This window comes from Rhodococcus sp. 05-2256-B1 (genome assembly GCF_002258465.1).
In the GTDB taxonomy this organism is placed as follows: Bacteria; Actinomycetota; Actinomycetes; order Mycobacteriales; family Mycobacteriaceae; genus Rhodococcoides; species Rhodococcoides fascians.
Genome location: NZ_NOZA01000026.1, coordinates 443,557 through 463,893, shown reverse-complemented (window position 1 = coordinate 463,893; position 20,337 = coordinate 443,557). Strand labels below are relative to the sequence as shown.

The 20,337-nt window shown below is 63.6% G+C and carries 20 protein-coding genes and 1 tRNA gene; 15 read left to right on the top strand and 6 right to left on the bottom strand.

Going from position 1 to position 20,337, the window contains the following annotated elements:
• Window positions 1-11: 11 nt before the first annotated feature.
• The 10 genes from CH285_RS15420 to CH285_RS15375 all read left to right on the top strand — a co-directional run bounded on the left by CH285_RS15420 (window position 12) and on the right by CH285_RS15375 (window position 9,421).
• Window positions 12-1,745, top strand: coding sequence for a CTP synthase (locus CH285_RS15420; RefSeq protein ID WP_027497215.1), 1,734 nt, complete (start codon window positions 12-14; stop codon window positions 1,743-1,745).
• Window positions 1,742-2,377, top strand: a complete 636-nt coding sequence (locus tag CH285_RS15415; protein ID WP_032388330.1) for an NUDIX domain-containing protein — start codon at window positions 1,742-1,744, stop codon at window positions 2,375-2,377. The genes CH285_RS15420 and CH285_RS15415 overlap by 4 nt, the downstream gene beginning before the upstream one ends.
• A 5-nt stretch (window positions 2,378-2,382) precedes the next feature.
• Window positions 2,383-3,297: a site-specific tyrosine recombinase XerD gene (xerD, locus tag CH285_RS15410; protein ID WP_094643245.1), complete on the top strand. Its 915-nt coding sequence runs from the start codon at window positions 2,383-2,385 to the stop codon at window positions 3,295-3,297.
• A gap of 164 nt (window positions 3,298-3,461) precedes the next feature.
• Window positions 3,462-4,427 (top strand): ParA family protein, encoded by a 966-nt coding sequence (locus CH285_RS15405; RefSeq protein WP_048320374.1) that lies wholly within the window; start codon window positions 3,462-3,464, stop codon window positions 4,425-4,427.
• Window positions 4,424-5,260, top strand: a complete 837-nt coding sequence (locus CH285_RS15400; protein ID WP_032388332.1) for a segregation and condensation protein A — start codon at window positions 4,424-4,426, stop codon at window positions 5,258-5,260. The genes CH285_RS15405 and CH285_RS15400 overlap by 4 nt, the downstream gene beginning before the upstream one ends.
• A complete protein-coding gene (scpB, locus tag CH285_RS15395) occupies window positions 5,257-5,940 on the top strand; it encodes an SMC-Scp complex subunit ScpB (RefSeq protein ID WP_032388333.1) in 684 nt (227 codons plus the stop codon). The genes CH285_RS15400 and scpB overlap by 4 nt, the downstream gene beginning before the upstream one ends.
• 12 nt (window positions 5,941-5,952) lie before the next feature.
• Window positions 5,953-7,134: a pseudouridine synthase gene (locus tag CH285_RS15390; protein WP_080729250.1), complete on the top strand. Its 1,182-nt coding sequence runs from the start codon at window positions 5,953-5,955 to the stop codon at window positions 7,132-7,134.
• Window positions 7,134-7,817 (top strand): (d)CMP kinase, encoded by a 684-nt coding sequence (gene cmk, locus CH285_RS15385; protein ID WP_094643244.1) that lies wholly within the window; start codon window positions 7,134-7,136, stop codon window positions 7,815-7,817. Before CH285_RS15390 ends, cmk begins: the two co-directional genes overlap by 1 nt.
• Window positions 7,814-9,262, top strand: a complete 1,449-nt coding sequence (der, locus tag CH285_RS15380) for a ribosome biogenesis GTPase Der (protein ID WP_027497207.1) — start codon at window positions 7,814-7,816, stop codon at window positions 9,260-9,262. Before cmk ends, der begins: the two co-directional genes overlap by 4 nt.
• 85 nt (window positions 9,263-9,347) lie before the next feature.
• Window positions 9,348-9,421, top strand: a tRNA-Pro gene (locus tag CH285_RS15375).
• Between the two features lie 137 nt (window positions 9,422-9,558).
• Here CH285_RS15375 and CH285_RS15370 read toward each other — a convergent pair.
• Entirely contained in the window at window positions 9,559-10,446 is an 888-nt protein-coding gene (locus tag CH285_RS15370) for a hypothetical protein (protein ID WP_141215017.1), read from the bottom strand.
• A gap of 365 nt (window positions 10,447-10,811) precedes the next feature.
• On the opposite strand from CH285_RS15370, the gene CH285_RS27970 reads away from it, so the two are divergent.
• Window positions 10,812-10,967, top strand: coding sequence for a hypothetical protein (locus tag CH285_RS27970; RefSeq protein ID WP_155290163.1), 156 nt, complete (start codon window positions 10,812-10,814; stop codon window positions 10,965-10,967).
• 279 nt (window positions 10,968-11,246) lie between these two features.
• Here CH285_RS27970 and CH285_RS15360 read toward each other — a convergent pair whose 3' ends face one another.
• The 3 genes from CH285_RS15360 to CH285_RS15350 form a co-directional block, all read right to left on the bottom strand.
• Entirely contained in the window at window positions 11,247-11,642 is a 396-nt protein-coding gene (locus CH285_RS15360; RefSeq protein ID WP_141215016.1) for a hypothetical protein, read from the bottom strand.
• A 251-nt stretch (window positions 11,643-11,893) separates the two neighbouring features.
• Window positions 11,894-12,295, bottom strand: a complete 402-nt coding sequence (locus CH285_RS15355) for an ester cyclase (RefSeq protein ID WP_032388440.1) — start codon at window positions 12,293-12,295, stop codon at window positions 11,894-11,896.
• Window positions 12,296-12,672: 377 nt separating this feature from the next.
• Complete coding sequence (locus CH285_RS15350; RefSeq protein WP_032388335.1) at window positions 12,673-13,575, bottom strand: LysR family transcriptional regulator; 903 nt, start codon at window positions 13,573-13,575, stop codon at window positions 12,673-12,675.
• Window positions 13,576-13,734: 159 nt separating this feature from the next.
• Here CH285_RS15350 and CH285_RS15345 point away from each other — a divergent pair, with 159 nt between their 5' ends.
• The 4 genes from CH285_RS15345 to CH285_RS15330 all read left to right on the top strand — a co-directional run bounded on the left by CH285_RS15345 (window position 13,735) and on the right by CH285_RS15330 (window position 18,505).
• Entirely contained in the window at window positions 13,735-15,186 is a 1,452-nt protein-coding gene (locus CH285_RS15345) for an amidohydrolase family protein (protein WP_032388336.1), read from the top strand.
• A gap of 73 nt (window positions 15,187-15,259) precedes the next feature.
• Complete coding sequence (locus CH285_RS15340) at window positions 15,260-16,204, top strand: fumarylacetoacetate hydrolase family protein (RefSeq protein WP_094643241.1); 945 nt, start codon at window positions 15,260-15,262, stop codon at window positions 16,202-16,204.
• A 184-nt stretch (window positions 16,205-16,388) separates the two neighbouring features.
• On the top strand, window positions 16,389-17,171 hold the full coding sequence (locus CH285_RS15335; protein ID WP_032388338.1) for a cyclase family protein: 783 nt from the start codon (window positions 16,389-16,391) through the stop codon (window positions 17,169-17,171).
• A 917-nt stretch (window positions 17,172-18,088) separates the two neighbouring features.
• The gene (locus CH285_RS15330) at window positions 18,089-18,505 is read left to right on the top strand and encodes a hypothetical protein (protein ID WP_032366134.1); all 417 of its coding nucleotides are present in this window, start codon (window positions 18,089-18,091) and stop codon (window positions 18,503-18,505) included.
• 56 nt (window positions 18,506-18,561) lie between these two features.
• Here CH285_RS15330 and hydA read toward each other — a convergent pair whose 3' ends face one another.
• Both hydA and CH285_RS15320 read right to left on the bottom strand, forming a co-directional pair.
• The gene (hydA, locus tag CH285_RS15325) at window positions 18,562-19,977 is read right to left on the bottom strand and encodes a dihydropyrimidinase (RefSeq protein ID WP_230073625.1); all 1,416 of its coding nucleotides are present in this window, start codon (window positions 19,975-19,977) and stop codon (window positions 18,562-18,564) included.
• Window positions 19,947-20,333, bottom strand: coding sequence for an allophanate hydrolase-related protein (locus CH285_RS15320; RefSeq protein WP_032388339.1), 387 nt, complete (start codon window positions 20,331-20,333; stop codon window positions 19,947-19,949). Before CH285_RS15320 ends, hydA begins: the two co-directional genes overlap by 31 nt.
• Between the last annotated feature and the right edge of the window lie 4 nt (window positions 20,334-20,337).

Below are 20,337 nucleotides of genomic sequence, written 5' to 3'. Positions count from 1 at the left end.
CGGGAGCCTCATTGTCACGCCTTCAGTCGCGTTCCGACACCAAGCACATCTTCGTCAGCGGAGGCGTCGCGTCTTCGCTCGGAAAAGGTCTGACGGCGTCCAGCCTCGGCCAGCTACTGACCGCACGCGGCTTGCGCGTGACCATGCAGAAGCTCGATCCGTATCTCAACGTCGATCCCGGCACGATGAACCCGTTCCAGCACGGTGAAGTCTTCGTCACCGAGGACGGCTCGGAGACGGACCTCGACGTCGGCCATTACGAGCGCTTCCTCGACCGTGATCTGTCCGGATTCGCCAATGTGACCACCGGCCAGGTCTATTCGACGGTCATCGCCAAGGAGCGTCGCGGCGAATACCTCGGCGACACCGTTCAGGTCATTCCGCACATCACCGACGAGATCAAACGTCGCATCCTGGCCATGAACGGTCCCGACCTCCAGGGCCATCAGCCGGACGTCGTCATCACCGAAATCGGCGGCACCGTCGGCGATATCGAATCGCAGCCGTTCCTCGAAGCGGCGCGGCAGGTCCGTCACGACGTCGGCCGCAACAACGTGTTCTTCCTGCATGTGTCGCTGGTCCCGTTCCTGGCACCGTCCGGTGAACTCAAGACCAAGCCCACCCAGCACTCCGTCGCAGCACTGCGCAGCATCGGCATTCAGCCCGACGCGTTGATCCTGCGGTGCGATCGCGACGTGCCGCCCGGGCTCAAGAACAAGATTGCGCTGATGTGCGACGTCGACGTCGACGGCTGCATCTCCACGCCCGACGCCCCGTCGATCTACGACATCCCCAAGGTGCTGCACAAAGAAGGCCTCGACGCCTACGTCGTCCGGCAGCTCGGTCTGCCGTTCCGTGACGTGGACTGGACCATCTGGGGCGGACTGCTCGAGCGCGTCCACCAGCCCCGCGAAACCGTGCGCGTCGGTCTCGTCGGCAAGTACGTGGACCTGCCCGACGCCTACCTCTCGGTCACCGAGGCGTTGCGTGCCGGTGGATTCGCTCATCGCGCCAAGGTCGAGATCAAGTGGGTTCCGTCCGACGAGTGCTCGACGCCTGCGGGGGCTCAGGCTGCGTTGGGTGATGTCGATGCCGTGCTCATTCCCGGCGGATTCGGCATTCGCGGTATCGAGGGCAAGCTCGGTGCCATCGAGTTCGCTCGTACCCGCAAGATTCCACTGTTGGGGTTGTGCCTCGGTTTGCAGTGCGTCGTCATCGAGGCGGCTCGTTCGGTCGGCCTGACCGACGCCAATTCGGCCGAGTTCGATCCGGATACCAAGGATCCAGTGATCTCCACGATGGCCGATCAGGAGGACGCTGTTGCCGGCGATGCCGACCTCGGAGGCACCATGCGTCTCGGTGCCTACCCCGCGACGCTGCAGAAGGGTTCGGTCGTCGCGGCGTCGTACGGGACTGAGAACGTCTCGGAGCGGCATCGTCACCGTTACGAGGTCAACAATGTCTACCGTGATCGAATTGCCAAGAGTGGCTTGGTCTTCAGCGGTACGTCCCCGGACGGTCATCTGGTCGAGTTCGTGGAGTTGCCGGCATCGGTGCACCCGTTCTTCGTTGCTACCCAGGCGCATCCCGAGCTCAAGAGCCGGCCGACCCGTCCGCATCCGCTGTTCGCATCGCTGATCAACGCGGCGTTGAAGTACAAGGCTGCCGAGCGGCTGCCGGTCGACATTCACGGTGACACCGCTGCGGCGGAGAAGTCGGACGCCGAGGCCGAGACCGTCGGATGAGCGAGAACTCCAGACACGAATTCACGACGCTCGGTTCGGAGGTTCCGTACTCCGGCGCAATCCTCGCGATGCGGCTCGATCAGGTGGCGATGCCGAACGGGCGTCGCGCCGAGCGAGAAGTGATCGAGCATCACGGCGCCGTCGGCATTCTTGCCGTCGACGATCAGGACCGCGTGGCGATGATCGAGCAGTACCGGCACCCCATCGGGCGTCGTCTCTGGGAGCTGCCCGCGGGCCTGCTCGACGAGCCGGGGGAGGAGCCCGTGTTGGCGGCGCAGCGCGAACTGGCCGAGGAGACCGGTCTCGCGGCCGGGAAGTGGTCGGTGTTGGTGGACGTTTTGGCCTCGCCCGGATTCACCGACGAAGCGGTACGCATTTTCCTCGCCGAGGATCTGAGTGAGGTCGATCGCCCGGAGGCACACGACGAGGAGGCAGACATCGAGCTGTCCTTCGTGCCGATGGACGAGGCCGTCCGTCGTGCGTTGGCAGGGGAGATCGTCAACGCCTCGGCCGTGTCGGGAGTACTCGCGTTGGCGGCAGCTCGTGCCACCGGCACCGAGTTGCGTCCGGCCGACGCCCCGTGGGCGGATCGACCCACGGCATTCGAGTCTCGGAAGAGTTCACGAAAGTAGCCACCGTGATCGGCGATCAGATTGCGACGTATCTCGATCATCTGGTGGTCGAGCGCGGGTCGGCACCGAACACGGTGTCGTCGTACCGTCGCGATCTGGTGCGGTACGAGCGGTTCCTCAGCGGGTACGGAATCACCGATCTGGCCAAGGTGACCGAGAACGACATCAACGAGTTCGTGCTGTACCTCCGGCGCGGCGACGACGAATTCCCGTCCCTCGCAGCCAGTTCGGCGGCTCGAACGCTGATCGCGGTTCGTGGTCTGCACCGCTTTGCCCTGGCCGAGGGCATGGTGGAGCGCAACGTCGCGAGCGAGGTGAAGCCGCCGCAGCCGGCCAAACGACTACCGAAGTCGCTGCCCGTCGACCAGGTCGTGGCGCTGCTCGAATCGGCGTCCATTGCCGGTCCCGACGCACCGCGTGGTCTGCGGGATCGCGCACTGCTCGAACTGCTGTACTCCACCGGTGCGCGCATCTCCGAGGCCGTCGGTCTGGATGTGGACGACATCGACACCGAGGCTCGCTCGGTGCTCCTGCGTGGCAAGGGCGGGAAACATCGAGTCGTCCCGGTGGGGAGGCCGGCCATCGAGGCGGTCGACGCATACCTCGTGCGCGGGCGGCCGGGGCTCGTCGCCCGCTCGAATCCGGCGCTGTTTCTCAATGTGCGGGGCGGTCGGCTGTCGCGGCAGAGCGCCTGGCAGGTATTGCAGGACTCCGCGCAGCGGGCCGGAATCACGGCCGGGGTCTCGCCGCACGTGCTCCGGCACTCGTTTGCGACGCACCTGCTCGACGGCGGTGCCGACGTCCGTGTCGTACAGGAGTTGCTCGGCCACGCGTCGGTGACCACGACACAGATCTACACCCTCGTCACCGTCACGACGTTGCGTGAAGTGTGGGCGGGTGCGCACCCGCGAGCGCGCTAGCACGCGGTCGGCAATCGTGTGTCAGCGTGTCCGATGACAATGCCGTCGCCTCAAGCGGTAGCGTTTGCGTGAACTACTCGAAGACGAACGGGACAGGGGAGCGCTGGAACGTGTCGACACCGCAGCCGCCAGCGGCGGAGTCAGCCTCGGAACCGTCGTGGGGCGTGCAGCCCGCCGTCACCCCCGATACCGGCGAAACGCATCCGTCTCATCCGCACAGCGATGGCGCTCTTTTCCATACACGTCAACCGGAATCCAGTCGGGAGACACGCGACATCATTCCTGCTCCGAACGAGCTCGGGCCCACCGGTCGCAAGACGAGGCCGGTTCCCGATCCGCAGCCGCTGGCCAGTCACGGCCCGGCCAAGATCATCGCGATGTGCAACCAGAAGGGCGGCGTCGGCAAGACGACGTCGACCATCAATCTCGGTGCCTCGCTGGCCGGTTACGGCCGTCGCGTGCTGCTCGTCGACCTCGACCCGCAGGGCGCACTGTCCGCGGGCTTGGGCGTCGCACATCACGAACTCGATCTGACGGTCTACAACCTCCTCGTGGAGGCGAAGGTGTCGGCCGACGACATCATCATGCGGACTCGCGTCGACAATCTCGATCTGATGCCGAGCAACATCGATCTTTCTGCCGCCGAGATCCAGCTGGTCACCGAGGTGGGGCGTGAGCAAACGCTCGGACGGGTACTGCACCCCATTCTCGACCGCTACGACTACGTGCTCATCGACTGCCAGCCCTCGCTCGGCCTGCTGACGGTCAATGCGCTGACCTGTGCCGACGAGGTCCTCATTCCGATGGAGTGCGAGTACTTCAGTCTGCGCGGTCTGGCTCTCCTCAACGACACCGTCGAGAAGGTGCGCGATCGGCTGAACCCGCGACTGAAGTTGGCCGGCATCGTTGTGACGATGTTCGACGCCCGCACGCTGCACTCGCGCGAGGTGATGACGCGGGTGGTCGAGGTGTTCGGCGACGTCGTCTACGACACCGTGATCACTCGCACGGTCCGGTTCCCCGAGACCAGCGTTGCCGGTGAGCCGATCACCACCTGGGCTCCCAAATCCGGCGGCGCGCAGGCGTACCGCGCTCTTGCGCGCGAGGTGATCTACCGGTCGGGTCCGTGACGGTCGACGCTGCCGACGAGGCCCCGATCGAGGTTCCCGCCGACGCGGATCCGTCGAAATTTCGGGTTCGGTTGCTCAACTTCGAGGGCCCGTTCGATCTGCTGCTGTCGCTGATCAGTCAGCACCGCATGGATGTCACCGAGGTGGCGCTGCACACCGTCACCGACGATTTCATCTCGTTCACCAAATCGCTCGGTGCCGATGTCGGACTCGATCAGACAACGGAGTTCCTCGTCGTCGCGGCGACGTTGCTCGATCTGAAGGCGGCTCGTCTGCTGCCGTCGGGTGATGTGGAGGACGCCGAGGATCTCGCGTTGCTCGAGGTGCGCGATCTCCTGTTCGCCCGGTTGCTGCAGTACCGCGCCTACAAGCAGGTGGCCCTGCTGTTCGGTGAGCTGGAAGCCGCTGCGCTACGGCGTTATCCGCGCTCGGTGTCGGTGGAAGATCGATTCGCCGATCTGATTCCCGAGGTGTTGCTGGGGGTCGATCCGACCAGGTTCGCAGACATCGCAGCCGCAGCGTTTCGGCCCAAGCCGATCCCGCAAGTGGGCCTCGACCACATTCATCAGCATGCGGTTTCGATCCCCGAGCAGGCAGAGTGGTTGCTCGAGAACCTGCAGGGCCGGGGACTCAACGAGTGGGCATCGTTCTCGGAGCTAGTGCAGGACTGCGAGGTGCAGGTCGAAATAATCGCGCGCTTCCTCGCGTTGCTGGAACTGTTCCGGCAACAGGTGATCGCCTTCGAACAACCCGAACCACTCGGCGATCTTCGAGTTAGCTGGACCGGCAAGGACGAAGGACCCATCGTGGTCACGGAAGAGGACTACGCATGAATGCCGACCCGGAACTCGAGCTCGAGGATGTCGACGAGTCAGGCGAACTCGACGACAACACGCTCGCGGCGGCACTCGAGGCGGTTCTGCTCATCGTCGATACTCCCGCCTCCGACCAACAACTGGCATCGGCTGTGGGCTCGTCGGTGGCCCGCGTACGCGCCGCCCTGAACCGGATGGCCGCGGAACTGACCGAACGTCGCAGCGGAATCGACCTCCGCTACGCCGGCGACGGGTGGCGTTTCTACACCCGAACCGCCTATGCGCCGTACGTCGAACGGCTGCTTCTCGACGGCGCTCGGTCCAAGCTCACACGTGCAGCATTGGAAACCCTGGCCGTGATCGCCTATCGTCAACCGTTGACCCGCGCACGAGTCAGCGCCGTACGTGGAGTCAATGTCGATGGAGTGATGCGTACGTTGCTCGCCCGTGGACTGATCTCCGAAGCAGGAACGGACCCGGAGACGAACGGCACGATGTACTGCACCACCGAGCTGTTCCTCGAACGGCTCGGGCTCGCATCGCTCGGTGATCTACCCGAACTGGCACCGCTGTTGCCGGGAGTGGACCTGATCGACGAGATCAGTGACAGCATGGACACCGACCCCAGAACGACCCGCTCCACCAAGAACCGCGGATCGAAACCCGATCCGGCAGCCGAGCTCGACTCGGACGACTGATAGGTAAGACAAGTGAACAAGCCCGCTCGCCGTGATGGCACACCGGACCGTAACAAGAGACAAGACCCACGCAGGAAGCCCACCGCAGGTCGGTCGGACACCCCGCGTGACGCACGCCGCGGAGATCGCACCCGCGACGCCGCACCCCGGGACGGCGCTCCCCGCGCCGGTGCACCCCGAACCGGTGCCCCTCGCACCGGGGGACCCCGCGCAGGCGCTCCCCGCACCGGTGGCCGACCGGCCCCGCGCAGAGGCGTCGAGCAGGGGGAATCGTTCGAGAACAAGCCCGTCGAGACGGGCATCAACGATCGCAGCAACGACGCGGTGCCCCGCAAGAAGCCGTCGCGCCCCAAGCCGCCGAAGCCGCAGAAGAAGCAGGCTCCGGCAACCACCATCAGCAACGCCAAGCCGGCGAAGCATCAGTACACCGATTCGTCCCCGCGCAAGCACGTGCCTGCCGGTGAGGGTGTTCGGTTGCAGAAGGTGCTCGCGCAGGCCGGTGTCGCGTCGCGTCGGGCCGCGGAAGAGCTGATCGCCGACGGTCGCGTCGAGGTGGACGGACGCATCGTCACCGAGCAGGGCATCCGCATCGATCCGAACATCGCCGTCGTTCGCGTCGACGGCACTCGTGTCGTCGTGAAGGAAGAACTGGTTCATCTCGCGATGAACAAGCCGCGCGGATGGCAGTGCACCATGTCGGACGATCTGGGTCGTCCGTGCGTCGGCGACATCGTCGCCGAGCGCGTGCAGGCGGGCCAGCGTCTGTTCCACGTCGGTCGGCTCGATGCCGACACCGAGGGACTGTTGTTGTTCACCAACGACGGTGACCTTGCTCACCGGCTGATGCACCCGTCGTACGAGGTGTCCAAGACCTATCTCGCGACGCTGTTCGGCACCATTCCCCGCACGCTCGGCAAGCAGCTGCGCGAAGGCGTCACCCTAGACGACGGCCCGGTGAAGGTCGACGGCTTCCAGCTGCTCGATATCTCGGACGGCAAGTCGCTCGTCAAGGTGACGCTGCACGAGGGCCGCAAGCACATCGTGCGTCGGTTGTTCGACAAGGTCGGATTCCCGGTGGGACGCCTCGTGCGTACCGACGTCGGCAACATCGTGCTCGGCGATCAGCGTCCCGGAACACTGCGTGTTCTCGGCCGCGGCGAGATCGGCAAGCTCTACGAATCCGTAGGCCTGTGATGAGTGCGCTCGTCGTGGCGATGGACGGGCCGTCGGGCACCGGTAAGTCGTCGGTATCGCGCCGGCTCGCATCGGCACTCGAAGCAAGCTACCTCGACACCGGTGCGATGTACCGCGTCGCAACGGTATGGGTGCTGCGTTCGGGCGTCGAGCCCACCGATGCAGACGCGGTCGCGAAAGCTGTTGCCGCCCTTCCCCTCGAGATCGGGAAGGATCCACTGTCGGAGACCGTCTTGCTCGACGGAGAGGACGTCAGCGGCGAAATCCGCGGCGACGCAGTGACCAAAGCCGTCTCGGCTGTGTCCGCGGTGCCTGCGGTGCGTGAGCTCTTGGTGCAGATGCAGCGCGACCTCGCCAACTCGTCGACGCGAATCGTGGTGGAGGGCCGCGACATCGGCACCGTCGTACTTCCCGACGCCGACGTGAAGGTGTTCCTGACGGCCTCACCGGAGGCGCGTGCGGAACGGCGGAACAAACAGAACATCGAACAGGGTCGCGACGACGACTACGAATCCGTGCTCGCGGATGTGCAGCGCCGCGATCATGCAGATTCGACGAGAGCAGTGTCACCGCTTCGTCCCGCCGAGGATTCGGTGATCGTCGATACCAGCGAGCTGGATCTCGACGGCGTGATCGAGCGTTTGCTGCTCGTGGTGAACGACAGAAGTGGAGCAGTCCAGTGAGTGAAGAATTCTTCTCGGGCGCAGCGGAAACCGCGGGCGACGGAACGTGGAGCGACGAGGGCGAGTGGGAGTACGTCGACCTCAACGAGGGTGAGGACGGCGAAGATGCTGTAGCCGTACCGACTCTCGCCGTGGTGGGCCGACCGAACGTCGGCAAGTCGACGCTCGTCAACCGCATCATCGGCCGCCGCGAAGCAGTGGTCGAGGACGTTCCGGGCGTCACTCGCGACCGCGTGTCGTACGAGGCGAACTGGAGTGGTCGACGCTTCCTAGTGCAGGACACCGGCGGTTGGGAGCCCGACGCCAAGGGGCTGCAACAGTCCGTTGCGCGCCAGGCCGAGTTGGCGATGAACACCGCCGACGCGATCCTGTTGGTCGTCGATGCCCGCGTTGGTTCGACGACGACGGACGAGGCAGTGGCACGAGTGCTGCGTCGGTCGAAGACTCCGGTTCTGTTAGTGGCCAACAAGGTCGACGACGGTCGCACCGAGTCCGAGGTCGCCGCACTGTGGTCTCTGGGTCTGGGGGAGCCGCTATCGGTGTCCGCCACCCACGGCCGCGGTACCGGTGATCTGCTCGACCGTGTTCTCGAGGCTCTGCCGGAGACTCCGCGCGAAGGTATCCCCGGTGGGGGACCGAGGCGTGTCGCTCTGGTCGGTAAGCCGAACGTCGGCAAGTCGTCGTTGATCAACAAGCTCTCGGGTGACGAGCGTTCGGTGGTGCACGATGTTGCAGGCACCACCGTCGACCCGGTCGACTCGTTGGTCGAATTGGGCGGCAAGACATGGCGATTCGTCGATACCGCCGGACTGCGCAAGCGCGTCAGTCATGCCAGTGGTGCCGAGTTCTATGCGTCGCTGCGCACCAAGTCCGCGATCGAAGCAGCCGAGGTCGCAATTCTGCTTCTCGATGCCTCACAGGTGATCTCGGAGCAGGATCTGCGCGTCCTCAGCATGGTCTCCGATGCCGGCCGCGCATTGGTGTTGGCGTTCAACAAGTGGGATCTGGTGGACGACGATCGTCGTCAGCAGCTCGAGAAGGAAATCGACCGCGATCTCGCGCGCGTGCCGTGGGCGCAGCGAGTGAACATCTCGGCGCACACCGGCCGTGCCGTGCAGAAGCTCGTGCCCGCTCTGGAGACTGCTCTGGAGTCGTGGGACAAGCGTGTCCCCACCGGACGCCTCAACACGTGGCTCAAAGAGGTCGTGGCGGCCACTCCGCCGCCGATGCGAGGCGGACGCCTGCCGCGCATCATGTTCGCGACGCAGGCCAGCACCCGGCCGCCGACGTTCGTGCTCTTCACCACCGGCTTCCTCGAGGCCGGCTACCGCCGATTCATCGAGCGGCGTCTGCGTGAGGAGTTCAACTTCGACGGCAGCCCCGTCCGCGTCTCGGTACGTATCCGCGAGAAGCGAGAACGGCCAGGCAAGGGCAACAACCGCTGACCTAGTCCGACCCCGCCCCTGAGCAGGCGATTTCCTCTCAGGGGTAGGGCTGGGGTAATCTCAGCAAGCGCCTTTCGAGGTGCGGCGGGCTGTGGCGCAGCTTGGTAGCGCACTTGACTGGGGGTCAAGTGGTCGCAGGTTCAAATCCTGTCAGCCCGACACAAAGAAACCCGCTCTGACCTGTGTCAGAGCGGGTTTCGCCGTTGGTTGGCCAATGGTCGCAACGGTGTCGATGTCCCAGTGGGTCGGAGTGGTCGTCGTTTTGACGGCCGAGGAGCGTGCTTGTAGGCGACGCTTCATCGATACGTTTCAGCGTGGCTTAGGACCTCAGGTTCCAGTCGGTAATGGGGCGGAATGCGGTCCTCAGCTGTGAAGCCCGGCCCTGTGAACAGGCAATAGGTTCCTCTGCGACCCTCAAACAAATCGATCAGTTCGCAGACGACCAGACCGGCGTCTCGACGCACGGATTCTGGGTACAGCGCCTTCAAGACTTCGCGCTCGGTTTCGGCGATTGCTGGCAACGCCTCCTGAAGGAGGTCGATGACCGAGGGGTCATCAGGTAGAGCTTTGAGCTCTTCTCGGAGCGCCACGTTGCGCGCGTTCTTGAGGTTGTTGGTTTGCAGTACTTGTTCCCGATCCATGTTTAGAGTGAAGGACGGTTCGGCGTCCGCGGAGACTTTGACGGAGAAGCTTACTGAGCGCAGGTCCATGTGCATCAATGCGTTTCGAAGCTCAAGTAACCAGCGGTAGCCGAAGCAGTTCGCGTTGAGATCATCCAGCATCGATTTGATCGTTGTCTTGGTGCTGTCGCCGCGTTTCTCTGAGAGCACTTTTGCTGCGTGTGTCCGATGGTCCCTGTAGACGAAGAAGGCGTTGGATGCCGAGAGGCTGAGCGTGCGGACATACTCGCCGACGTCGGATCCCCGCTCGTCCGTCCTGGGTACCGACCTGGTCTCGATCGCTGTATTTCCGACCTTGACAATGTAGTCGATCAAGTCCATTACACACGCGCGGACAAAGTTGAACATCGACTCGTCGCGACAAGCCGCGAGCGTCGCGTACGCGTCGGAGAAGCGATCGTATTGGTCGGGCGACAGATCTGCGATCGGTCGAAACACGGGAAAGTCCCTCGACTCATAGTCCATCAGGACTGCACCACGTTCGGTAGTTGTCGATTCTGGCATTCTGGCATTCTGGCGTAACTTCTACGATTCTGTGAGCGCGGGTTGGATGCCGTGCGTCGCACTGGGTCGATTATCCGGCGACTTCGCCGGGTTCGGTGAACATGGTGGCCCCGGCGCTCGTGAGCGATTCCTCCACCGCGTGCGCGTAGGTCCGCAGCATCTCCTCGGCGCTGTGCCCGTGCCACGCCGCGACCGCTGCGATGGGCGGCGTCCCGGAGAACGATTCCAGGTTGCCCCTTCCTGGCCGAAGGCATCTGCTCGGGCGTGGGTCGGTCGGTGACGCGGGGCGGGAGTTGCAGGGATTCTTGCCGAACATCTGGTGGCCCGCGGATCGTGCGTGGTTCGTAGCTAGCGATGTGGATCTCATGTCGACCTATGTCGGAGGGGCGACGGAGTTGGCTAATGCGCTCAACGGCGGGATCGAACTGTTCGAGGCCATCGACTCGTGGCTCGGTGCCAGGATCACGTGGGACTGCGACACCATCAATCCTCGGGCGGCAGGCCCGCACACCCACGATTGAGAATTCCTCTGCCCTCGACCGAGAACTCGATCACGTGCCTTGCGCCTCAGGTACCAATGACTGAAATGGTGACTCTGCGTGGTGGAACTGGCCGTATTGTTCAGCGGGGTCACGGATTCAGACGTACGACGCCGGGAGATGATCGGACTCGGTAGCGGGATCGTCGTCGAGGTCAGAGTCCAGATCGAACCGCCTCATCTCGTCTGATCGCAATAGATCGACGGTGTTCAGCGGCTGGCACACGTCAGGATCAAGCCAAGCAAGGATCGGGGCTGGAACCTAGACCTCTCCGAAGCCGTCCTGTGTTCGGGCGGCGCAGTCCGTCGTGGGAGCGAGAAGGTAGGCGAATAGGTAACTCGCCGCCGTTATCGCTGCCAGTGCGATCCACCAGGACGGGAATACATCTGTGTCAGTGAGGATTTCACTGCCAGCGACGACCAGCCAGCACAATGTGAGAGAGATCGCCAGCGTGACCGCTGCTGCGGTGCACGCGGCGAATCGGTGTCGCCAGGTGTGGTGAGATCGTGCGGCCCACATTCGGTTCGACCACAAGGCGAAGCGGCCGCCACCGACTGCGATCACACCGACCAACAGTCCGGCGACGGCACCGCAGAACGCAGGAAACACCAGCAGCGCCAACCGGAGCAAGGTCCCTTCGAGGGCCCAGGGGAGCATGACACCCACCGCTGTGCAGGTACCGGTAAGACCAGCGACCCTTAGTTCTTTCTCGACCCAGTCCACTGTTCCACTAGAACACGGCGGAAATGCGCTTCGGTCTCGAAGCCGCTGTCTGACCGCTCACGTTTACATGTGGACCCGTTGACGCCGGACGTGACGCTGCAAAAGCGTAGATCTGACGACTTGCGCTACTGCCGCTCAACCGCGCTCGCTAACTCCTCGTATGTCTCTTCGCTGATCGCAGCCAGCTATTCTCCGCGGCCCAGCAGTTCACAGCGCAATGAAGCCTCGAGATCTCCCCAGCAGCGCGCGATCTTGCCGTCGTCATCGAGCCGGTACATCGCTAGTTCTTGGATCTGCACATACCGGCCGGTCGCCGCGATCCCATCGAACTGACCGTGGTGGGTGCCGGTATCCGTCAGGCGAGCCGTCATCAACCGGCCCTCGACGACCAAGTCCTCCATGCACCAGCTGAAGTCGGGGAACGCGACTGTGATGTCTCGAAGGCCGTCGCGGTAGCCGTCAATGCCGCTGCGGACACCTTCGACATCGGTGGTGATGAATTCGTCGAGGTCGCCGAAACGCCGTTCGTTGCAGGCGGTGATGTAACGAGCGTAGGTACCGCGCGGATCGTCTGCGAAAATCGCCATACCGCCCACGGTAAAGGCCCCGCGTAGTCCTGGCCAGGACGACAGCGGATCAGCTGCACGAACATTATTTCACCGTCGCCACTGTCTAATGGCTGTTTTCCACGAGCCCGTTCGAGTCACCGTTTCGAGACCGCTTTTCAGTTCGAACGCTCCCCAATCCGTCGTGGCGCTGACTTCGCGCGGTGCAGTCCTCTCGCTCTCGCAGGAATAGCCAAGACGTGCGCCGCGGCGTGTAGGCAGTTCACCCAATGTTGCGCGACGAACGCTCACGCGACGTTGCGACTCGCGATCACCGCGACGCCTACGTGGTCGACACCGCGTACACCCATACCGAATTGTGGAGTGGGCCTACGCCGTAGCTGCCCGGACCGCGACGATCAACGGTCATCGCTGGCGTAACCGGGCGGCTCGGTTGTGCTCGTCAGGTCGACCAATGCAGTTGTTGCCTGCACGGCACGGCGGAATGCCTCGGTGCCCTCTCGACGGTCCTGCCGTCGTGATGCCAGGGCGATGATCGCGGGTGGCCCGTCGAGCGCGATGTAGCGGACGTCGGGGTTCGGCAGGTAGCGCCGTGCGGGCTCGGCGTACACCCCGATCGTCCCCGACATCGCTACTGCCGATGGGATGTTGAGGGGCGAGCGCACCTGGGCCCCGTGACGCGGGTAGCGGCCCGCTGCCCACGCAGTGAGGCCGGGCTGTCCTATCGGTCTGATGCACGGCCGGTCGTGAATCTCATCGGGTGTGAGACGGGTTGCGTCTGCCAGTTCCGATTCTGCGGGAACGACGGCGCATCGTTCGATCTCGATCACTTGCTCGACTCGGAGGTCCTCGGCACCGCCGACGTCGTGCAGGATCGCAACGTCGACTTCTCCGGTTCGTACTGCGTCGTACTGGTTTTCCCAGTCGAGTTCGACATAGGACAGCTGTAGCCGCGGATGGTGCCGGTCGAGCAGTTGACGAGTCGCCGACCAGTTATCGGCCAGCCCGAATCCCAGGACGCCAACGCGAAGCACCGACTCTGCACGCTCACCCTCACGCACCGACATCAGGGCGTCGAGATCTGCGAGCACTCGATTCGCGCGGGGAAGAAACCTTCGGCCGGCTTCGGTGAGTTCCACCTTGCGGCTGGTGCGCAGAAACAGATCCGTCCCGAGTTCGCGTTCGAGTTCCTGGATGCGTCGACCGAACGGTTGCGCACCGATGAAGTGAGCTTGGGCGGCGCGCCCGAAATGTAGTTCCTCGGCCAGGGTCAGCGCATATCGCAGGGATCGTATGTCCACCGATATTCACCGCCAAGTCCGTACCGTTGATCGGCCCATTGGGGTCGAGAAGATCGCAACCTTTTTGCCTGATGATCTGGCTGATGCTGGTCAGCATACTTCGACGGAGACCCGAAATGTCGTAGATCACAACACCCATGAACTTCGCCGGAGGTAACAATGAGCACGCATCGCACCCTGATCCGCAACGGCCGAGTCCTGACCATGGACCCCGCGCTCGGCGACTTCGACTCGGCGGACGTGCTGATCGAGGACGACACGATCGTTGCCGTCGGACCGAACCTCGGGGTCATCGACGCCGAGGTCATCGATGCCTCGAACCACATCGTGCTGCCCGGTTTCATCGATACTCATCGGCACACGTGGCAGTCGCTCTTCCGCGGCATCTGCAGTGACTGGACCCTCGGCGACTACTACTTCGGTATGCGGCTGGGAATCTCCCCGGCCTACACGGCCGACGACGTCCGATTGGGCAACTTCTACGGCGCAGTCGACGCACTCAACAGCGGTGTCACCACACTGCTGGACTTCTCGCACTGCAACAACACTCCCGACCACTCCGACGGTACCGTTCAGGGCCTGTTGCAATCCGGCATACGCGCATCGTTCTGCTACGGATTCTTCGAAAGCTCACCCGAGCGATCGCAATTCGGCGATCACACTGCACGTCTCGCAGACTTCCATCGCATCGCCGATACGTACTTCGCCTCCGACGGCCGACTCACACTGGGCGTCTCGTTGTCGGAAATCTTCGGCCTTCCCTGGGCGGACACGGTCTCGGAACTGGCAGCCGCCCGCGAACGAAAAGCCCTGCTGGTCAATCACGCCGGGTGTGTATTCGGCAGCGCGTTGTGCAACGGAATACTCGAAATGGATCAGATGGGCTTGCTCGGCCCGGACATGGTCCACGTGCACTGCTGCAGCTTCGGCGACGCCGAATGGGAAGCTTTGGCACGCAGCGGCGGCCGAGTGTCGATCTCGTCGCAGACGGAAATGAACATGGGCTTCGGTCGTCCGGTCTTCCAGCGCTGCCGGCAACACGGGATCGCCCCCACACTCTCGGCCGACGTGATCTCCCTCAACAGCGGCGACCTGTGGCACGAACTTCGATTCGGTCTCTCGTGTGCACGCGCCGACGCAGCCGACCCGATCAACGCAGCAGGGCAGATGCCCGACGCAGTCGCGCTGCCGGCGCGGGAGGCGCTGAAGTGGACCACCGTCAACGCCGCCGAGGCCATGGGACTCGGTGACCGCATCGGTTCACTGACACCTGGCAAGCGTGCCGATCTCCAGATCATCGGTGGGCCCGCTCTCGAACAGCATCCTGTGCTCGATCCCTACGCCACGCTGGTGTTCCAGACCTCTGCAGCCGATGTGCGCACGGTCATCGTCGACGGTCGGGTGGTCAAACGAGACGGGATCCTGACAGTGACCGATCGGGCGTCGCTGACAGCGGAAGTCGATGCAGCGTCCGAACGCATCCTCGGGCGACTCAGGGATGCAGGTCGCGAACTTCCCGGGACCCCACCGGGCGCATTCACCGCGATCGAGCCGCTCACGCGCAGTTTTCACGAACAGGCAATCCAAGCGATGACGGTGGCTTCGCGGTGATGACGGAACAACCGCACTGCTCACCCCCGCATCGTCAGCTCGATGCGGTGCCGTCGGCAGGCAGGAGGATCCGGTGAGATTCGTGACCTACGACGGCGGCGGTGGCCCGAGAACCGGAATCATCGACGGGGAGACCGTGCGTGGACTGCGCGCAGGCGTCAGTCTGCTGTCGATTCTGAACTCCGGTGACGACGCCCTCACCGAGGCCGGCGAGGCGGCGACACGATGCCCCGACGAAACCCGCGAGCTGGACCAGGTGCGATTGCTGGCACCGATACCACGACCTCCCTCGGTGCGAGACGGACTGTGTTTCCTCGACCACCTTCGCGGCTGTTACCGCGCGATGGGACGCAGCCCTGAGCTGCACGAGGCGTGGTCGCAGATCCCGGCGTTCTACTTCTCCAACGCCGGATGCGTCCTGGGCCCTTACGAGGACGTGCCGGTTGCCCCTGGCAGCACCATGTTCGATCTCGAACTCGAAGTGGGAGCGGTCATCGGCCGCGGTGGCCGCGACCTCGATCCGCGCACCGCCGAGAAGCACATCGTCGGTTACACCCTGTTCAACGACTGGACCGCACGCGACCACCAGCTCCGCGATCTCGCCCTCGGCATCGGGATGGGAAAGAGCAAGGACAGCGCGCTCACCCTCGGGCCCGCTCTGGTTACCGTCGACGAGCTCGAGGATTACCGGCGCGACGGCCGGATCGCTATCGAGCTGTCCGCCGCGGTCAACGGTGACGCGATCACCCGTGGCAACCTGGGCGAAATGGATTGGGACTTCGGCGAACTCGTGGCCTTCGTCTCGCGCGGGGTCGATCTGCAACCGGGTGAGGTGGTCGGCTCGGGAACCGTTCCCGGCGGTTGTCTCCTCGAACACGTCGACACGCCCGAACTCGACGATTTCGATCGTTGGCTGCGTCCCGGTGACGTCGTGACCCTGACCGGGCAAGGACTCGGAGAGGTGCGCCAGACAGTTGTTCCGGGCGTCGATGTCCTTCCGCTGTCATCTGGGTTCTGACATGAAGTCACCTCTGCCGCACCCGTACAGCAAGACCTCCGCGAGAACGCAACCGGCAGCGAAAACTCGCCGGAAACAGGATCGTGTACGGGTGCCGGACATCTCCACGTGCTGATACATCACTGCGAGGCCTACTGCCTCTGGGCCGCAACGCATTACATCGTGAACAGACAAGGAACGAACAATGCGAAAATTGATCGACATCTCTGCTCCGCTTCAAACCGGGATAGCGTCCGATCCTCCCGGATTCGGACCCCACATCGACTACTACACCCACGCTGACACCGTCGAGGACTTGCTTGCGTTCTTTCCCGACGCGAGCAAGGACGATCTACCGGACGGCGAGGGGTGGGCGTACGAATGGGTGCGCGCTACCACCCACAACGGAACCCACCTCGACGCGCCGTACCACTACTCTGCGGTGATGGACGGTGGGAAGCGGGCAGCGACCATCGACGAAGTGCCCCTCGACTGGTGCCTGCAGCCCGGAGTCAAACTCGACTTCCGCCACTTCCCGGATGGATACGTGGTCACAGCGGCCGACGTCGAGAACGAACTGACCCGTATCGGGCACGAACTGTCGCCGCTCGAAATTGTCGTCGTGAACACTTCGGCCGGCGCGCGCTACGGGCATGACGACTACGTCGCCTCCGGTTGCGGGATGGGCCGCGATGCCACGCTCTACCTATTGGAGAGAGGAGTGCGCCTGACCGGCACCGACGCTTGGAGCTGGGATGCCCCCTTCGTACACACTGCCGCCCGGTACGCCACCGAACACGACCCGTCGATCATCTGGGAGGGGCATCGTGTCGGACGCGAAATCGGCTACTGCCATCTCGAAAAGCTCAACGGGCTCGAGCAACTACCTCACACCGGCTTCGAGATCTCGTGCTTCCCAGTCAAAATTACAGCTGCCTCGGCGGGATGGACTCGAGCAGTCGCGATTTTCGATTCGCCAACCGACTGACCTCCGGCGCACATTTTCGGTCCGGAGGATGCGCCGCCTTCGATTCCTTGAAAACTGTTGTCCAACAGTAAATCTGTGAAATGGGAGGGGTCGATCTGCCACCGTGGTGAGCGGCCAGGTTTGCGTAGAGCGGCGATTTTCGCCATCGGTTGAGTACGGAGCAGGAGACGAATGGCGGCCACTCGGTACGTGAACGATCTACTGCTGCCGGTGAGGAGCTCACGGATCCGGCGGCGGCGCTCATCTCGGGTGGAGAAGGTTGTTCGGATGGGGGAGCGGTGGGCGATCGTAACGCTCCGGTTCATGTGGGTGTCTGTGGCCCACTTTCGTCTGCTGAGCCCGTCCTGGCCACGGAGGCGCAACGTTGCGTCATGGAGTTCGATCGAAGATTTTCTGTCGGTGCTCTGTGCGACTCTGCACGGCATGGCGATCTGCATGGCGTGTGATCTGGAAATGCTCGATTCAGTGGGTTGCACGTGGCGGCCCAGTCGAATACCCAACGGCAGGAGCAAATGCCACGACTGCGGTGCCCCGCCGCGAACGCTTCACCACCCGGGGTGCGACGGCGAGCGGTGCAGATGTGGACAGATGCTGTCATGCGGCAGCGGATGCGCGGTTGATGAGTGCGGACGTGAAGACGGCCACGACTACATCGACGGGAGCTGCAGGTGGTGCAACGAACCGTCCGGACAGCTCCGCGTCGTCGGCGGCTCATGACCCTATCGTCGGGTATTGGGACTTCCGACAGGACCCTGTTGACCCCCGAACTGCGAGGGACAAACCCCGGCGCTGTCACGGAGTTGTAGACGGTCGGCGTGTCAGTACGTCGCGTCGCGGACCCCGAGACGGGGGCATCGTCGATTTCTTTCCGTCAGGTGTTGGTTCGAGAGCACACTGCACTAGGGCATCATGGGCCTATGAGTGATCTCGAGTACCTCGCCACTTTGCTCGCTGCGCTGGATGCGGAGATCGCGCGAGTTTCGGCCTCCGAGTCCGAGGAGCAGGCGTCGGCCATCGACGACGCAGTCGCCGCCGTCTTCCGGTTGCGTGAGAAGGTCAAGGCCGGTTACCCCGGCAAGAAGGCCTACTACCTTGCGGCGTCGACCGATCCCCAGGGGATCAGAGTCGAGGGAATTTCTGCCCTGCACGGCAAACGCGCCCATGAACTGGTCCAAGACGGTGGTTGGATGCACGCAGATTCCAGCACTGTTCTCGATGCTCTCGATGACGACCAAATCAGTCGGTACCACGCGATCGCTGGACGCGGTGTAGCGCAGACGTTTCGAGACTCACGCGAATACTTGGCAGAGGCAACAGGTCTCGCCGATAAATAGACCTGAGTGGCAGCACGGTCGGGTAGCTGAACCCGCCGACGGTAAAGGTCCGGGCCTCACATACTGAATGCTCCGCTGAAGTCGAGCGGTGCTGCTTCGAGGTGGCGTCCGCGGGGAGTGGCGTCGACGAGTTCTCCATTCTGGACAACAATCTCGCCGCCCACAATCACGGTGACCGGCTTTCCTCGAAGTCGATGCCCCTCGTAGGGTGTGTAGTCGGTCGCCATGTGCAGTGTTTCGGTGGTCACCGTCCATTCCAGTTTGGGATCCCAGATCGCGATGTCGGCGTCGGACCCCGGCATCAGCGATCCCTTGCGTGGATACAGGCCATTGGTGCGCGCTGGATTCGCCGAGGTCAATTCCACGAATCTGCTGGCAGTCAGACCCAATCCGTCTACGTAGTGCGAGTAGATCACCGGTAGACGCGTCTCGACACCGGGCAGTCCGTTGGGCATGTGCCGCACGTCGTGGCTGTGCACCTGCTTCTGTGCGGTGTCGTAGCAGCAATGGTCGGAACCGATGGTGGTGATGTGCCCGGTGAACAGGTGACGCCCGAGTTCCTCGACCACCTCGGCCGAACGCAGCGGTGGGCAGCAGACAAAACGTTCGGGTTGCTCACCCTCGTAGGCCGAGTCGTCGAGGATCAGATGGTGAGCGACCGATTCGGTGAAGGCGACGAGCCCTCGCTTACGCGCGTCCGCGACCAGTTCGACTGCAGCCGGAGTCGACTGATGAACGAAATAGACCGGCGCGCTCTGTGACTCGGCGATCGCGAGAATGGCGGCGACCGAGGCAGTCTCGGCGAGCTCGGGCCGGGTCTGCGACATGTGTGCTGCATCGACTCCGTCCGACGCGGCTGCGAGGTTCTGCGCGTCGGTGACGATGGCGTCGGACTCGCAGTGGATGATGACCATTCCGCCGAGATCGCGAGTGGCCTGCATCGTGTTCAGAATGGTGTGTTCGTTCGCCATCGTTTCACCGGCATAGGTGGTGAACATCTTGACCGTCCGGATGCCTCCGTCCGCCAGAGTCTTCAATTGGTCCGCGGTGGTGTCGGTCCACTCGACGACGCAGGCGTGCAGAGCCGAATCGCACAGTCCGCTTGACGCTTTCGCACGCTGTACCTCGGCGGCGTCCAGCGGCTGTTGACCGGGACGGGGGATGGCGAAGTCGATGATCGTGGTGGTGCCGCCGAACACGGCCGCCGTCGTGCACTCGAAATACGAATCGAGCGAGGTGAATTCGCCGGAGGTGAACCCGACGTGGCAGTGTGGATCGACTCCACCCGGCATCACCAGTTTCCCGGTTGCATCGATGACCTCTGCTGCCGCGTCGACCTCGCTCCCTGGGGTGAGCACCGCAACGACTCTGCCGTCGTCGATGAGCAGGTCTGCCGGAGCGGCCCAATGGGATTCGACAACCGTCCCACCGCGCACGACCTTCATCGTGTGCTCGCGAGGTAGGTCAGCCATCCGCCGCGGTCGCTGATGTCGGTGACGCCCGTGTCCGTCAGATAGCTCTCGCGCATTCGCATCGACAGGGAGCCCGAGCCATCCGCCAACTCGATGACCCCGAGTTCGAGTTCCTTCGGTTCCCTGGGCAGGAGCTCGTCGCGCAATACGTCGTACTCGACCTCGTAGAGCTCGCCCGGTACCACGAATCCATCGGTTGAGACCGGGTGCAAACCGGGGAATTCGTCACGCACGGAGTAGAATCGGTATTTCGGTGCGGTATCGACTTTCCCCACGAATCGCGCCTTGTGCAACGCGTCGTTCAGGGTGCCGCCGGACATCGCCTGTCCGTTGACGAACATCGTGACCAGTGCCATGCGA

Excerpts from the sequence above, each read along its gene's own strand:
- CH285_RS15415 (WP_032388330.1), top strand. The coding sequence starts at position 1,742 with ATGAGCGAGAACTCCAGACACGAATTCACGACGCTCGGTTCGGAGGTT.
- scpB (WP_032388333.1), top strand. The coding sequence starts at position 5,257 with ATGAATGCCGACCCGGAACTCGAGCTCGAGGATGTCGACGAGTCAGGC.
- cmk (WP_094643244.1), top strand. The coding sequence starts at position 7,134 with ATGAGTGCGCTCGTCGTGGCGATGGACGGGCCGTCGGGCACCGGTAAG.
- CH285_RS15370 (WP_141215017.1), bottom strand. The coding sequence starts at position 10,446 with ATGCCAGAATCGACAACTACCGAACGTGGTGCAGTCCTGATGGACTAT.
- CH285_RS27970 (WP_155290163.1), top strand. The coding sequence starts at position 10,812 with ATGTCGACCTATGTCGGAGGGGCGACGGAGTTGGCTAATGCGCTCAAC.
- CH285_RS15360 (WP_141215016.1), bottom strand. The coding sequence starts at position 11,642 with ATGCTCCCCTGGGCCCTCGAAGGGACCTTGCTCCGGTTGGCGCTGCTG.
- CH285_RS15355 (WP_032388440.1), bottom strand. The coding sequence starts at position 12,295 with ATGGCGATTTTCGCAGACGATCCGCGCGGTACCTACGCTCGTTACATC.
- CH285_RS15345 (WP_032388336.1), top strand. The coding sequence starts at position 13,735 with ATGAGCACGCATCGCACCCTGATCCGCAACGGCCGAGTCCTGACCATG.
- CH285_RS15335 (WP_032388338.1), top strand. The coding sequence starts at position 16,389 with ATGCGAAAATTGATCGACATCTCTGCTCCGCTTCAAACCGGGATAGCG.
- CH285_RS15330 (WP_032366134.1), top strand. The coding sequence starts at position 18,089 with ATGAGTGATCTCGAGTACCTCGCCACTTTGCTCGCTGCGCTGGATGCG.
- hydA (WP_230073625.1), bottom strand. The coding sequence starts at position 19,977 with ATGGCTGACCTACCTCGCGAGCACACGATGAAGGTCGTGCGCGGTGGG.
- CH285_RS15320 (WP_032388339.1), bottom strand. The coding sequence starts at position 20,333 with ATGGCACTGGTCACGATGTTCGTCAACGGACAGGCGATGTCCGGCGGC.